We start from the raw sequence: 13,811 nt of genomic DNA, 5'->3' as shown, positions 1-13,811 counted from the left end.
ATTCCGCCAAGGCAGCAATCACGCGGTAACGGCCCCTGCGGGCGGTGCCGAGCAGCGTGCTCTGCCCGGAACCGCACCACCGGCCTCATAATGGTCAATCGATCGATTGATTGATACTCTTCCTCCAGGCCGCCCCGGCCACAAAATCAAGGCATGAAAGCAGAGTTCATAAAGGTGTGATGGCGAGAGATCGCCCTCATCGCCGATCAATCGATTGGGCTCCCCGTCATGCTGATCCGCAAAGGCCTCCGTATGAGAATCATCGACGCGCGGGTCCGGCTCCCCCAGCACCTGCGTGAGACCGCGACCTACAACGCCCCCTTTCGGCAGACCGAGCAGTACGACCGCGTGCTGGGACTGACCGGCAAGATGAACGAAGGCACGCTGCCCGACCTGCTGGCCGCCATGGACGCGGAAGGCATCGACCGGGCGGTCATGCACGCCGAGTCCGAGGGCGGCGAGTCCGCGGAGGCGCTGAACGAGGCGCTGGTCAAGGTGGTCACCGAACATCCCGGCCGCTTCTCGGGCATCGGCACCGTGGACCTGTACCCGCCCCGGCCGACGCGGGCGGCCAGGCAGGTCGCCGCCGCGGCCGCCCAGGGGCTGCTCGGCGTGGCCGTGCAGCCCGCCTTCTTCGGCCTGGACATCGACGACCGCGCCCTCTACCCGATGTACTCGCGCGCCGAGGAGCTCGGCCTGGTCGTCGCGGTGCACACCGGCATCACCTACTCGCGGATGCATCCCATCAGGCACGAGCGTCCCGAGTTGCTGGACCAGGTGGCCTGCGACTTCCCCGATCTGCGGCTCATCGCCTGCCACGCGGGATGGCCGTGGGCCACCGAGTTCTGCGCCGTGGCGCGCCGGCACCCCACGGTCTACCTGGAGTTCGGTGGGCTGGCCCCGAAGTACGTGTCCCGTCCGGGCACCGGATGGGACACCATGTTCGGCATGATGTCCACGGTGCTGCGCGATCAGGTTCTCTACGGCAGCGACTGGCCGGTGATGGAGCCCTCCCGCGCGCTCGCCGAATGGCGTGAGTCCGGCCTGCCCGAGCCCGCGCTGGAGGCGCTGTTCGCGAGCAACGCGGCCCGGCTGTTCGGTCTGGAACGGTCGCTCTGCGAGCGGTCATGACCCTCACCCGGCTGCTTGACGAGCGGGTCCGGCGGCACCCGGCCAAGGTGTTCCTGCGCACCCGTGAGGGCGACCTCAGCTACGCCGAGTTCCACGAGCGGTCCCGCGCGCTCTCCGCGGGCCTCGCGGCGCTCGGGGTGCGGCCGGGCGAGCCGGTCGCCGTACTGATGCGCAACAGTGCCGACGCGGTGCTGACCTGGTTCGCGGTCGCCCGCCTGGGTGCGGTGCACGTGCCGGTCAACACCTCGCTGATCGGTTCCGGCCTGGCCCATGCCTTCCAGGTGACCCGGGCGCGCGTCACGGTGGTCGACGCGGAACTGCTGCCCGCCCTGGCCGCGCTGCCGCACGAGCCGTCCGGTCTGGAGGCGATCCTGGTGCGCGGCGCCGGAGACGCCCTTCCCGCCTGGCACGGCACGGCGCGCGTCGCCCGCTTCGAGCGGGCGGCACTACCCGGCGTGGCCGTGGCACCGGCGGAGACCGGCGCGCTCGCACCGGCGATGATGCTGTTCACCTCGGGGACCACCGGCCCTTCCAAGGCGTGCGTGCTCTCCAACCGCTACCTCGTGCGGCAGGGCGAACTGCACGCGGAGAACCTCCGGCTGACCGCCGAGGACGTCCTGTACTGCCCGTTTCCGCTGTTCCACATCGACGCCGCCACGCTGACCGTCGTGGCGGCCCTGTCGGTCGGGGCCGTCGCGGCGATCGGCGCCGGGTTCAGCGCGTCGGGGTTCTGGGACGAGGTCCGCCGCTTCGACGCCACGGTCTTCAACTTCATGGGCGCGACCCTGACCATCCTGTGGAAGCGCCCACCTCGGCCGGACGACCGGGCGCACCGGGTCCGCCTGGCGTGGGGCGTGCCGATGCCCGCCTGGCGGGGCGGGTGGGAGCAGCGGTTCGGGTTCCCGCTGCTGGAGGTGTACGGGCTCACCGACGGCGGCGTGCCGGTCTACGAGCCGCTCGACGCCCCCCGGCGCCCCGGGTCGTGCGGTCGCGTCATCTCGCAGTACGAACTCGCCATCGGCGGGGAAGACGGCTCGCCACTGCCGCCGGGTGAGATCGGGGAGATCCTGATCCGCCCCCGCGAGCCCGGCCTCGTCATGAACTCCTACCACGGGATGCCCGAGGCCACCGCCGCCGCCTTCCACGGCGAGTGGCTGCGCACCGGCGACCTCGGCCGCCTCGACGAGGACGGTCACCTTTACTTCTGCGGCCGCGCCAAGGACGGGATCCGCCGCCGGGGCGAGAACATCTCCGCCTACGAGGTCGAGCAGGTCGTGGAGGGACATCCGAGTGTGCTGGAGGCCGCGGCCGTCGGCGTGCCCAGCGAGCTGACCGAGGAGGATCTGAAGGTCTGCGTCGTGCTGCGCCCCGGCGCGAGCCTCACCGCCGAGGAACTCACCGAGCACTGCGCCCGCCACGCCGCGCCGCACATGGTCCCCCGGTACGTCGAGTTCCTCGACCTGCTGCCGAAGACGCCGACCCAGAAGGTGGAGAAGTTCCAGCTCAGGCAGGCCGGGATCACCCCGGCCACCTGGGATCGGGAGGCCGCGCGTGCGGAGTCGTCCGTGCACCGGTAACCGGCCGGCCCCCGCGCGCCCGACGAAGGACGCGCGGGGAGGCCGTGACGGCGGGTACGTAGTCTTCGGCGTCTTCGGCCGCCCCTGAACCTCCGGCGCGAGGTCCGTGCATCTGATGGTGGAACGGCATGAATGATCCCCTCCACCCGTGGGAAAGGGGCGGTGATCTCGATGAGCGGACGACGGCCCCTGACCGCCACCTTGCCGGTCTCCGCCGCACCGATCGCCGGGTGCTCGTCGGCGACCGCCGGGGACGCGCGGTGCGATGAGCCGCCGTCGTAACAGCGGAGACACCGACGGACCGCCACACCTGGCCGGCCCACAGGCCGGCTTACGTTTTCCGGCGATTCACCGACCGCCGACTCATGCGCGCGGTTTCCCCGTTTCGGTGGACGGACCCGGCACGAACTCGCATCCCGGCATGGCCGACACCGGGTGGACGGGGGCATCGACGTGTTCGGCCCCGACGAACCCCCACCCCGACCAGCTTTCCTTTCCTGGCTCCGAACGGTCCCCTCGGGTGTAGTACCAGATGTTCCCGCCGTCGCTCTGGACCCGTCCGAAGGCCCAGCAGACGAACCAGCTCTTCGGGGTGTCCAGGATCGCTATCTTCTCGGTCGTATCCACGGTGAGGTACAGCGGGGCCTCGGGCCGGTTGGCGCACACGAAATCCGTGCTCCATACGTGGCCGCCCTGCCTGGCGTCGACGTGCCTGACGCCCCTGCGGATGGTGCAGGAGTGCGCGCCGACGGTCATCGAGGCGACCGACGCCTGCTCCGCGGTCTTCGCGCCCTCCTCCAGGTCGCTCTCGAAGGGCCACACCAGGAGCATGGTCAGGGACAGGACGGCGAGGACGGTCAGGACGACCTGTACGGGCCGCGTGCGACTTCCGCTTCCACGGAGGATCGTCGGGCGCCCACGCGTGCCGATCACCGCTGGCGGGTCCTCCGGCTCCGCGGCGGCCAGCCGGCTCCGCACCGCGTCGCGCTCCTCCCGCTCCGGCTCTCCCCGCTCCTGGCCCTGCCTGGCCACTCTGGATTCCGCCTCGGTCGTCTGGGCGCGTACCCATCGCCGATGCAGCTCGATGAGCTCCTGCTGGTTCGCCCGGCACTCCTTGGCGAACTGTTCCAGGACGGTGAAGCGCGGTGGTACGCCGTCCCCCGAGCAGTAGCGGTGGAGCGCGGACTTGCTGATACCGAGCCGCTTGGCGAGCGCGTCGTAGCTCCGGCCGGTCTTGGCCTTCAACTCGCGTAGATATGAGGCTAGATCCTCAACAGCGGACGGTTCCGACATCTTCGCTCCCCAAGCCCGGATCCCCCGAGTTTGACGCCCGCAGGCTAACAGGAACGACCACTCGTTGTCCCGTACGCCACCTCCGTCCCACCCCTATCCCACGACGCCGGGGATTCCGCTGGTCAGCATGCCCTCATGTCCCATTCTCCCGTCCTGTCCCATATTCATTGTCGCCGGGCGGCGGGCCGGTCACGGTGATGACCAGCAACCACGCCGAGATCACCACCTCGGCTCGACCGGCTCCGGCCCCACGGGCCGGAGCCTGACTCGTCAGGGGGACACATAACTATGAATCCACTCGTTTCCATCGATCCGCGACGGCCCAGAACATCCCGTCCGGCCCGGCTGAGGGTGGCGATGGTGGCCGCGCTGATCGTGCTCGCCGGCGGCACGGCGAACCCGCCGGCACACGCCGCCGCGGCCCCGGCCTTCCAGACCCCCTTCCCCTGCGGGATGGCGGTCGACCTGACCACCGGCCCCACTCACGACCGCGCGCGAGGCAAACTCCTCGACATGTACCGCGCTCCCTGGAACAACAGCCAGATCCAGTCGGGCACGCCGATCACGGCCGCAGCCGGGGGCGTGGTCACCGCGTCGCGTTTCGAGTCGGGCGCAGGTCACCTGGTCAAGATCAACCATGGTGACAACTACTACACCTTCTATATGCATCTGAAGACCAGGAACGTCACGGTAGGCCAGCAGGTGACCGCCGGACAGCAGATCGGCGAACTGGGCAACAGCGGGGAGAACTCCGGCGGCGCGTTCCACCTGCACTACGAGGTGTTCCGCGACACCAACGGCGACGGCAGCGGCGCGGTCTCCGAGCTGATCTATCCGACTTTCAACGGGGTCGAGTATCACCTCAGCGAGGGCGGGAACCCGTACAGGACCACGGTCACGAGCCGCAACTGCGGCGCCGCCCCCAATCTCGGGGTTCTGGACTTCTATCTGTCGGACAGCCTGACCTCCGGCGCCCACACCCGGCCCGTCATCTCCTACGGCGACAGCCCGATGATCCCGATCAGCGGCGACTGGGACGGCGACGGCAAAGACACCCCCAGCGCCTACGACCCCACCACCGGAAGATTCCTCCTCAGCAACAACCCCACAACCGGCGCCGCCCAACACATCGTCACCTACGGCAACCCCAACGCCGAACCCCTGGTCGGCGACTGGGACGGCGACGGCAAAGACAACATCGGCGTCCGCATGGGCAACGCCTTCTCCTTCCGCACCAGCCCCATCACCACCCCCACCGAAACCACCCAAAGCATCTCCTACGGCGACGTACCTGGATTACCCGGTCACGCCGGAGGAGCCCCGCTCGCGAGCGGGGCTCCTCCGGTTTCCACAGCCTGTGAGGCCGGGCCGCTCAGGCGTGCTGGCGGGCCTCGACCGCCTGCTTGTACAGGCGGCCCGCCCGGTAGGAGGAGCGAACCAGCGGCCCCGACAGGACCCCGGCGAAACCGATGGCCTCCGCCTCCTTGCCCAGCTCCACGAACTCCTCCGGCTTCACCCAGCGGTCGACGGGGTGGTGGCGCGGGGTGGGCCGCAGGTACTGGGTCACGGTGAGCAGGTCGCACCCGGCCTCGTGCAGGTCGCGCATGGCCTGGACGATCTCCTCGCGATCCTCGCCCATGCCGAGGATCAGGTTGGACTTGGTCACCAGGCCGGCCTGGCGGGCCTTGGTGATCACTTCCAGGGAGCGCTCGTAACGGAAGGCGGGCCGGATGCGCTTGAAGATCCGCGGCACGGTCTCGACGTTGTGCGCGAACACCTCGGGCCTGGCGGAGAAGACCTCCTCCAGCTGGGCCTGGTCGCCGTTGAAGTCGGGCACCAGCAGCTCGACGCCGCAGCCGGGCAGCAGCGCGTGGATCTGCCGCGCGGTCTCCGCGTACAGCCACGCGCCGCCGTCGGGCAGGTCGTCGCGGGCGACACCGGTCACGGTCGCGTAGTTGAGGCCCATCTGCCGCACCGAGTCGGCCACGCGGCGCGGCTCGTCGGTGTCGTACGCCTTGGGCTTGCCGGTGTCGATCTGGCAGAAGTCACACCGCCGGGTGCACTGGTCGCCGCCGATGAGGAAGGTGGCCTCGCGGTCCTCCCAGCACTCGGAGATGTTGGGGCATCCGGCCTCCTGACAGACCGTGTGCAGCCCTTCGCGTTTGACCAGCGCCCGCAGCTCGGTGTGGTTCGGGCCCGTCCTGAACCTGGTCTTGATCCATTCGGGCTTCTTCTCGATGGGGGTCTCGGCGTTGCGGACCTCCAGGCGGAGGAGCTTGCGCCCTTCGGGTGCGACGGTCATGCGAGCTCCTTCGTCGGTCGAGGGACCGAGGTGTTACACGTCGAGGTGGGGTAAATGTCATCACGCTCGCTCACCTGTCCAGCTTATGTCCCACCGCGAGCCGCGAGGCCCCGGGGGTTCAGCGCCGGAACAGGTCTTCCTCGGGCAGCTCGAAGGCCCGCGCGCCGAGCGCCTCCGCCAGGTGCTTCTCGGCGTACGGCAGGACCTCGTCGACCACGATCCGCCGGCCGGTCTCGGCGGACAGCGAGGAGACCCCGGCGTCGCTGATGCCGCACGGGACGATCCGGTTGTACCAGCTCGGGTCGTTGGAGCAGTTGAGCGCGAACCCGTGCATCGTGACGCCGCTCGAGACCCGGATGCCGATGGCCCCGACCTTCCTGTCCGGCAGGCCGTGCGAGGGGTCTCCGGCCACCCAGACGCCGCCACGCCCCTGGACTCGGCCCGCCTGCACCCCGAAGTCGGCGCAGACGGCCACCAGGGTCTCCTCCAGGAGCCTCACGTAGGCGTTCACGTCGAGCGGGCCGCCGAGCCTGACGATCGGGTAGCCGACCAGCTGGCCGGGACCGTGCCAGGTGATCCGGCCGCCCCGGTCGACCTCGACGACGGGAGTGCCGTCGGAGGGCCGCTCGTGCGGCGCGGTTCGTTTTCCCGCCGTGTAGACCGGCGCGTGCTCGAGCATCAGGCAGGTGTCGGGAATCTCCTCGGCCACGCGGCGTGCGTGGATGCGCCGCTGAAGATCCCAGGCCTGCTCATAGGGGAAGTCAACGCCAAGACGGACGATTGCCAGGTCACTCACGTCTCAAGAGTAGTTGACCCGTTCGTGGTCACGACGTGAGAAGCCGAGGCTCGATGCGGAACTCCTTGGCCCCGCCCGCCCCGTCGTGCTCGACCTTGTAGGCATAGGCGCCCGGCTGCACGCTGACGGCCTGGATGAACTCGGTGCCCACGTAGTGCAGCGCCACACCCTCGTCCGCCGCGTAGCCCCCCGGCAGCTCGCCCGAGGCCACCGCCTCGTGCAGCAGCGCGCGGCGCTGCGGGTCGGAGTCGTAGTGGACGCCGCACGAGTGGGGCAGCAGGCCCAGGCCGTCGGACCACACCCGCAGCGCCGGGCCGAAGGAGTCGGTGTTGCCGCCCACGTGCCAGCAGAGCGCCCAACCCCTTCCCGCCGGTGGGCCGCGAGCCCTCGCCCAGAGCGGAGCCCGCGAGCGAGCCCGCACCCGCCGCCGGGCCCGCACCCGCCCAGTGGCGAGAGCCCTCGGCCCCCTCCTACGCCGGCCATGACCACGAGGCGACCACGCTGACCTCGCAGAAGCGCGGCGGCTCCCAGCTGAAGCGGGGGCTGCTGGTGCTGCTGCCCGCGCTGCTGGTCGTCGGCGGGGTCGCCGGCTGGCTCGGCATGCGCAGCCGCGAGAACGAGGAGGCCACGCGGGCCGGCTCGGGGAAGCCGGGCACCTCAAGCGCGCCGAGCGTCCCGAGCGGCGATGCCAAGGCGACCCCGCAGGGCTCACCCGAGCCGGCGTCCTCTCCCCCGCCCAGCCCGAACCCCACCAAGACCGAGAAGAAGTCCGCCCTGCCCTCCGGCTGGCGGATGCACAAGGACTCCAACGGCTTCTCGATCGGCCTGCCCAAGGGGTGGAGCGTGGACAAACGGCCCGGCCAGCAGGTGTGGTTCCGCGGCCCCGACCGGAGCAGCTTCGTCTTCGTCGAGTACGTCGACCGGGCGGGCCCCGACCCCAAGCGGGACTGGGAGAACCAGGAGGGGTACAGCCGCGGCAACTTCCCCGGCTACAAGCGGGTCAAGATCGAGAAGGTCGACTACATGGTGAAGGCCGCCGACTGGGAGTTCACCTGGCAGATGAGTTCGGGCAAGGCCCGGGTGCTCAACCGGGGGTTCGTCACCAAGGGCGGCCGGGGGTACGCCATCTACTGGCACACCCTGGCCAAGGACTGGAAGAAGAACCTGCACTACTTCGAGGGGTTCGCCGCGACCTTCTCCTCGAAAAAGTAGGGCGGATCCCTACCGGCTACGATTCGTGGGGCTCGGAGGGAGGCGGGGGAGATGGCGGAGCGAAGGGTGGCGGGCCGTTACCAGTTGCTCGAACACCTCGGCGAGGGCGGCATGGGCATCGTCTGGCGAGCCCATGACGAGCTCCTCGACCGGGTCGTGGCCGTCAAGGAGGTCCGTCATCGGGGGGTCGACGAGGCCGCCCGCGCCGACCTGAACCGGCGCACGATCCGCGAGGCCAGGACCGCCGGGCGCCTCGACCACCCATCCGTGATCATCGTGCACGACGTGGTCGAGGAGGAGGGGCGTCCCTGGATCGTCATGCAGCTGGTCAGGTCCCGGTCGCTGGGGGAGATCGTCCGCGCCCACGGCCCCCTCCCGCCCGAGCGGGTGGCCTCGGTGGGACTGCACGTGCTGGGCGCGCTGCGGGCCGCACACGCCGCGGGGGTGCTGCACCGCGACGTCAAGCCGGAGAACGTGCTGCTGGCCGACGACGGCCGGGTGGTGCTGACCGACTTCGGCATCGCCTCCATGACGCAGGAGACCGGCATCACCCGCACCGGCGGGGTGGTCGGCACACCCGCGTTCCTGCCCCCCGAGCGGCTGCACGGGCTGCCCGCCACCCCCGAGTCGGACCTGTGGTCGCTCGGGGCGACGCTGTACGCGGCGGTCGAGGGCCGGCCCCCGTTCGAGCGGCCCACGGCCGCCGCCACCATGATGGCCGTCCTGCACGGCGAGCCGAGCCCCATGACCCACCCGGGCCCCCTGGCGATGGCGATCCTCGGCCTGATGGCCAGGGATCCGGCCGCCCGGATGATGCCCGACCAGGCCGAGGCCCTGCTCAACCGCGCCTCCTCTGGTCCCGCGGCCTCCCTGGGCTCCTCGGGACCTGCCGCGGGGCCCCTCTCGGGATGGGAGCCGTATCCCGGACAGCAGCCGCACGGCTCCCCCGGAGCTCCCCCCAACCCGCCGCACACCGGCCCGTCATATGCCGGCCCGTCACACGCCGCCCCCCGGTACGCGGGACAGCCGCACCCGGACGCGGCGCGGAGCGGTTGGCAGCCGGGTCACCGAAACCCTCCGGGTGCCCCCGAGCAGCCCCCGTACCCACCCGCGCACATGCACCCCGAGCACCCCCCGTACCCGGCCGGACACACGCATCCCGAGCGCACACACCCCGACCAGGGGGCGTACGGCTACGAGCAGCCGCATCCGGGCTCCTGGCCGGTGCGGGAACAGCCCACCGGCACCGGAGGCGAGCCCGCGCGGCAGACCGGAGCGGGACGGCTGGCGCTCCTGGCCGGAATCCCCGTGCTCGTGGTGGCGGTCGGGGTCGGCGGGTGGCTGGTCGTGCGGGCCCAGAACACCACGGCCGACACCGGTCCCGGCCTGCCGACGGCCACGGCCCCGATCACCGGCGGCGCCCCGGCGGCGACGGTGACTCCGACCGTGACCCCGACGGTGACCCCGCGGCCGAGCCGGACGATCCCCGCGGGCTGGCGGCTGCACCGCGACCCGATGGGCTTCTCCGTCGCGGTGCCCAGGGGATGGCAGGTCAAGCGATTCTCCGGCCGCGACCGGGTGGAGTTCCGCGCCCCCGGGTCGAGCGCTTTCTTGTGGATCGAGTCGACGGACGACCCGGAGAAGGACCCGCTCAGGCACTGGCAGAAGGTGGAGCGGGCCGGCCGGGCCGACAATGTCTGGCCGGGCTACCAGCGGATCGGCATCGCCTCGCTGAGATACCGGGGGGTGCCCGCCGCCGACTGGGAGTTCACCTACCTCAGGGACGGGGTCCGCACGCACGTCCTGGACCGGGGCTTCCGCACCCTCGCCGACCGGCCGTACGCGATCTACTGGGAGAGCCCGGAGTCGGAGTGGGACCGCGCCCTCTTCGACACGTTCACCAGGACCTTCCGCTCATGAGCGAGCCGGAGAGGGCGCGCTTCTGGCGCAGCCCGGGACTGCCCGGGGTGGACCTGCTCAAGGCCAGATACGTGACCCACCGCTTCGCCCCGCACGCGCACGAAAGCTACGCGATCGCGCTGGTCCTTTCCGGAGTGGAGGAGTTCGGCTACCGGGGCGCCCGCCACCGCGCGGGCGCGGGCAGCCTGAGCACGCTCAACCCCCAGGAGGCGCACGACGGCCACGCGGGCGTCCCCGAGGGATGGAGCTACCGGGTCCTCTACCCGTCCGTCGAGTTCGTCTCCGGGATCGCCGCCGAGGTGATGACCGGGCGCGGCACTCCCTGCTTCCCCGAGACCGTCACCTACCACCAGCCAACCGTCGAGCTGCTGCGGGCCGCGCACCAGGCCGCGGAGCACGGCGACGACCTCGCCTCCTCGACGCTGGCCCGCACCGCCTTCGCCGCCCTGCTCCGGCGGCACGCCACCCGCCCTCTTCTGGAGGCGCGCTCCTGCGACCAGGACCCGGCGGTGCGGCGCGCCCGGGAGATCCTGCATGAGCGGCTCGTCGACCCGCCCACGATCGAGGACCTGGCGCGGGCCGTCGACGCCAGGCCGTTCGCGCTGATCCGGGCCTTCAAGGCGGCCACCGGGCTGCCCCCGCACGCCTACCTGAACACGTTGCGGATCATGCGTGCCCGGCGGCTGCTCCAGGCGGGTACACCTCCCGCGCAGGTCGCCGGGGATGTGGGGTTCACCGACCAGGCCCACCTGAGCAGGCACTTCAAACGGATGGTGGGCGTTCCCCCCGCCGCGTACCAGCGTGCAGGAACGTACAAGACCGGAAGTTAAAACCAGACATAAGCTCCCTTTCCATGGATACAACCACTCGCTCCTCCGCGACAAGGGACGGACTGGGTGTGGGGATCGCCGTCGGGCTGTCCGGGGTCGCCTTCGGCGCCGCGGCGGTCACCGCGGGGCTGAGCGTCGCGCAGGCGTGCGTGCTGAGCCTGTTCGCCTTCACCGGTGCCTCGCAGTTCGCCCTCGTCGGAGTCGTCGCGGGCGGCGGCAACCTGGTCGCGGGCACGGCCGGCGCGATGCTGCTGGGCGCCCGCAACAGCCTGTACGGCCTGCGCATGGCCGGCGTGCTCGACATCCGGGGCTGGCGCAGGCCGCTGACGGCCCAGGGCGTGATCGACGAGACGACCGCGGTCGCCCTGGCCCAGCCGGACGAGGAGTCGTCCAGGACGGCGTTCCTGGTCACCTTCGTCACCCTCTACCTGACCTGGAACGCCACCACCCTCCTCGGCGCGCTGGGCACCTCCTGGGTGGCCGACCCCGCGGTGTTCGGCCTGGACGCGGTCGGTCCCGCGACGTTCCTGGCCATCCTGTGGCCCCGGCTCACCGGGAGCGACCCCGAGGCCCGCGCGCTGCAGCTGATCGCGGGCGGCGGCGCGGTGATCGCGCTGGCCGCGACCCCGTTCACCCCGCCGGGGGTGCCCGTACTGCTCGCGTCCGTGGCCGTGCTCGCGGTGGTCCTGAGGAGGCCCAGGTGACCCTCTGGTGGGCGATCGTCGCCACCTGCGCGGCCTGCTACGCGCTGAAGCTCGCCGGGCTGTCGGCACCACGCCGGCTCCTCGACCACCCGGGGGTGCAGCGCTTCGCGACGCTGGTCCCGGTGGCCCTGCTGGCGGCGCTGATCGCGGTGCAGACCTTCGGGCACGGGCAGGCGCTGCATCTGGACTGGCCGCGCACCGCGGGGATGGGCGCGGCCGTGGTGGCGCTGCTGCTGCGCGCCCCGTTCCTGGTGGTCCTCGCGGTGGCGGCCGTCGTCACCGCCGCGCTGCGCCACCTGCTGAACTGAAAAGGTGACCTGCGTAGCTAATCCTGAATGTCGGGATTAATCCTGGGTAGGCGTCGGCGCATGACCGATTCTCAGGGGATCATCGGAGCCCGCTACCGCCTGCTCGAACGTATCGGCCGAGGAGGCATGGGGACGGTCTGGCGAGCACAGGACGAGGTGCTGGGCCGCGATGTGGCGGTCAAGGAGGTCATCCCCTCCCCCGACCTCACCGGTCCCGAGCACGAGGCCTTCACCATGCGGACGCTCAGGGAGGCCCGGGCCGCCGGGCGGATCGGGCATCCGGGGGTCGCCACGGTGTACGACGTGATCGAGGAGCACGGGCGCCCCTGGATCGTCATGCAACTGGTCGACTCCCGCACGCTCGGAGCGGTGATCAGGGAGGACGGGCCGCTGCCGCCGGCGCGGGTGGCGCGGATCGGGCTGGAGGTGCTGGGCGCGCTGCTCGCCGCCCATCACGCGGGCGTCCTGCACCGGGACGTCAAGCCGGACAACGTCCTGCTCTCCAAGGACGGTCGGGCCGTGCTCACCGACTTCGGCATCGCCGTCCTGGAGGGCGACTCGTCGATCACCAGGACCGGCTCGCTCATCGGTACCCCGGCGTTCATCGCGCCTGAGCGGGCGAGCGGCGGCCCCGCCGAGTTCGCCTCCGACCTGTGGTCGCTCGGCGTGACGCTGCACATGGCGGTCGAGGGACGCTCCCCCTTCGAGCGCGCCCACCCGCTGGCGACGCTCAGCGCCGTCATGCACCAGGAACCCCCGCCGCTGCGGTTCGCCGGACCGCTCGCTCCCGTGATCTCCGGTCTGCTCCGCAAGGATCCCGCGCGACGCATGTCGGCCCAGGAGGTGCAGGTCCACCTGACCTCGCTGGTGAACGGGACCACCCCGCAGCCGACCATGCCGATCGAGTTGCCCCCGGCGGTCCCCGTGCCGGTGGGCGCGCCCACCGCCCCTGCCGAAGCCGGGCGACCGGTGCCCGAGCCCGGCCCGGTGGCCGCCCCGGGGAGGCAACGGCGCCCGGCGATCGCGGCGATGGTCGCGATGGCGCTCGCCGTCGCCCTGACCTCGGCTGGGATGGCCTGGGTCGCCGCCAACCCCTTCGACCAGACCCCCGCGAGGCCGCCGGCCCCGGCGAGTGTGCCCTCCGGGGAGGGTACGCCGACCGCCGAGCCCGAGCGGGCGAAGGCCCCCGCGCGAAACGCCCCCGCCAGGGACGACGGCGCCGGAGACGGCGGTGCCCCCACCCGCCCGGCCCCCGAGAGGTCGGGGGACGGCGACCCCGCCCCTCGGGACAGACCGTCGGACGAGCCGACGGGTGAGCCTTCGGGGAAACCGTCAGGCAAGCCGTCGCAGAACGGTTCCGAGCAGCCCGAGGAGCCCTCCTCGGGCGACCGGGGAGAGGGCGACCAGGGAGGACGGGACGACGGGGGCGAGGGGGCCGAGGAGGGCTCGGGCCAGGGCGACGCGCCGGGCCGGGGGCAGCAGGGCGACTCCCCCGACCAGATCGCCCCCGGCGCCGGGGCGGTCGCCCTCGGCGCGAGCGCCCGGGGCAGGGCCTGAGAAACCACCGGAAACGGTGAACCCGGCAACGGCCGGACGCGCCGGCAGGGCCACCGGCGCGAAGGCACGCCCGCCGCGGGGACCGGCGGGCCGCGCTAGGCCCTGTCCTGCGGATCTTGCCGTGGCGAGGATCGGTCAGGTGGTGTCTCGCAAGGCGGAGGAGGGAGCCGCAGCGTGCTGC

Annotated in this window: 12 protein-coding genes and 1 pseudogene; 9 read left to right on the top strand and 4 right to left on the bottom strand. The window is 71.6% G+C overall.

The features are described 5' to 3' along the window. The first annotated feature begins 252 nt into the window (after positions 1-252). Complete coding sequence (locus tag ABZ260_RS32500; RefSeq protein ID WP_355625433.1) at positions 253-1,131, top strand: amidohydrolase family protein; 879 nt, start codon at positions 253-255, stop codon at positions 1,129-1,131. Then, the gene (locus ABZ260_RS32495) at positions 1,128-2,708 is read left to right on the top strand and encodes an AMP-binding protein (RefSeq protein WP_355625431.1); all 1,581 of its coding nucleotides are present in this window, start codon (positions 1,128-1,130) and stop codon (positions 2,706-2,708) included. The genes ABZ260_RS32500 and ABZ260_RS32495 overlap by 4 nt, the downstream gene beginning before the upstream one ends. 363 nt (positions 2,709-3,071) lie before the next feature. Here ABZ260_RS32495 and ABZ260_RS32490 read toward each other — a convergent pair whose 3' ends face one another. Further along, positions 3,072-4,001, bottom strand: a complete 930-nt coding sequence (locus tag ABZ260_RS32490) for a helix-turn-helix transcriptional regulator (RefSeq protein WP_355625429.1) — start codon at positions 3,999-4,001, stop codon at positions 3,072-3,074. A gap of 288 nt (positions 4,002-4,289) precedes the next feature. Between ABZ260_RS32490 and ABZ260_RS32485 the strand changes: the two are divergent. Further along, positions 4,290-4,781 (top strand): annotated as a pseudogene (locus ABZ260_RS32485) (M23 family metallopeptidase); the annotation flags it as partial. Between the two features lie 592 nt (positions 4,782-5,373). Here the strand turns inward: ABZ260_RS32485 and lipA are convergent. From lipA to ABZ260_RS32470, 3 genes are all read right to left on the bottom strand, one after another. Next, entirely contained in the window at positions 5,374-6,303 is a 930-nt protein-coding gene (gene lipA, locus ABZ260_RS32480; protein ID WP_355625427.1) for a lipoyl synthase, read from the bottom strand. 118 nt (positions 6,304-6,421) lie between these two features. After that, on the bottom strand, positions 6,422-7,099 hold the full coding sequence (lipB, locus tag ABZ260_RS32475) for a lipoyl(octanoyl) transferase LipB (RefSeq protein WP_350927876.1): 678 nt from the start codon (positions 7,097-7,099) through the stop codon (positions 6,422-6,424). Between the two features lie 28 nt (positions 7,100-7,127). Continuing rightward, positions 7,128-7,439 carry a Type 1 glutamine amidotransferase-like domain-containing protein gene (locus ABZ260_RS32470; protein WP_355625425.1) on the bottom strand — a complete coding sequence of 104 codons (312 nt, stop codon included), beginning with the start codon at positions 7,437-7,439 and terminating at the stop codon, positions 7,128-7,130. Between the two features lie 32 nt (positions 7,440-7,471). Here ABZ260_RS32470 and ABZ260_RS32465 point away from each other — a divergent pair, with 32 nt between their 5' ends. From ABZ260_RS32465 to ABZ260_RS32440, 6 genes are read left to right on the top strand one after another with little or no spacing between them, the layout of a single operon-like run. Next, complete coding sequence (locus ABZ260_RS32465) at positions 7,472-8,311, top strand: hypothetical protein (protein ID WP_355625423.1); 840 nt, start codon at positions 7,472-7,474, stop codon at positions 8,309-8,311. Positions 8,312-8,362: 51 nt separating this feature from the next. Further along, a complete protein-coding gene (locus tag ABZ260_RS32460) occupies positions 8,363-10,231 on the top strand; it encodes a protein kinase (protein WP_355625421.1) in 1,869 nt (622 codons plus the stop codon). Further along, the gene (locus tag ABZ260_RS32455) at positions 10,228-11,061 is read left to right on the top strand and encodes an AraC family transcriptional regulator (RefSeq protein ID WP_355625419.1); all 834 of its coding nucleotides are present in this window, start codon (positions 10,228-10,230) and stop codon (positions 11,059-11,061) included. The genes ABZ260_RS32460 and ABZ260_RS32455 overlap by 4 nt, the downstream gene beginning before the upstream one ends. Positions 11,062-11,084: 23 nt before the next feature. Then, complete coding sequence (locus ABZ260_RS32450; RefSeq protein ID WP_355625417.1) at positions 11,085-11,765, top strand: AzlC family ABC transporter permease; 681 nt, start codon at positions 11,085-11,087, stop codon at positions 11,763-11,765. Continuing rightward, positions 11,762-12,073: an AzlD domain-containing protein gene (locus ABZ260_RS32445; RefSeq protein ID WP_355625415.1), complete on the top strand. Its 312-nt coding sequence runs from the start codon at positions 11,762-11,764 to the stop codon at positions 12,071-12,073. Before ABZ260_RS32450 ends, ABZ260_RS32445 begins: the two co-directional genes overlap by 4 nt. A 60-nt stretch (positions 12,074-12,133) precedes the next feature. Further along, positions 12,134-13,630, top strand: a complete 1,497-nt coding sequence (locus ABZ260_RS32440; protein WP_355625413.1) for a protein kinase — start codon at positions 12,134-12,136, stop codon at positions 13,628-13,630. Positions 13,631-13,811: the final 181 nt, after the last annotated feature.

This window comes from Streptosporangium sp. NPDC006013, from assembly GCF_040614275.1.
Classification (GTDB): domain Bacteria; phylum Actinomycetota; class Actinomycetes; order Streptosporangiales; family Streptosporangiaceae; genus Streptosporangium.
This window is presented reverse-complemented; position numbering and strand designations above follow the sequence as displayed.

What these genes read in the sequence shown, in the direction of transcription:
- ABZ260_RS32495 (WP_355625431.1), top strand. Translation starts at nt 1,128, where the DNA reads ATGACCCTCACCCGGCTGCTTGACGAGCGGGTCCGGCGGCACCCGGCC.
- lipA (WP_355625427.1), bottom strand. Translation starts at nt 6,303, where the DNA reads ATGACCGTCGCACCCGAAGGGCGCAAGCTCCTCCGCCTGGAGGTCCGC.
- ABZ260_RS32460 (WP_355625421.1), top strand. Translation starts at nt 8,363, where the DNA reads ATGGCGGAGCGAAGGGTGGCGGGCCGTTACCAGTTGCTCGAACACCTC.
- ABZ260_RS32455 (WP_355625419.1), top strand. Translation starts at nt 10,228, where the DNA reads ATGAGCGAGCCGGAGAGGGCGCGCTTCTGGCGCAGCCCGGGACTGCCC.
- ABZ260_RS32490 (WP_355625429.1), bottom strand. Translation starts at nt 4,001, where the DNA reads ATGTCGGAACCGTCCGCTGTTGAGGATCTAGCCTCATATCTACGCGAG.
- ABZ260_RS32500 (WP_355625433.1), top strand. Translation starts at nt 253, where the DNA reads ATGAGAATCATCGACGCGCGGGTCCGGCTCCCCCAGCACCTGCGTGAG.
- ABZ260_RS32440 (WP_355625413.1), top strand. Translation starts at nt 12,134, where the DNA reads ATGACCGATTCTCAGGGGATCATCGGAGCCCGCTACCGCCTGCTCGAA.
- ABZ260_RS32450 (WP_355625417.1), top strand. Translation starts at nt 11,085, where the DNA reads ATGGATACAACCACTCGCTCCTCCGCGACAAGGGACGGACTGGGTGTG.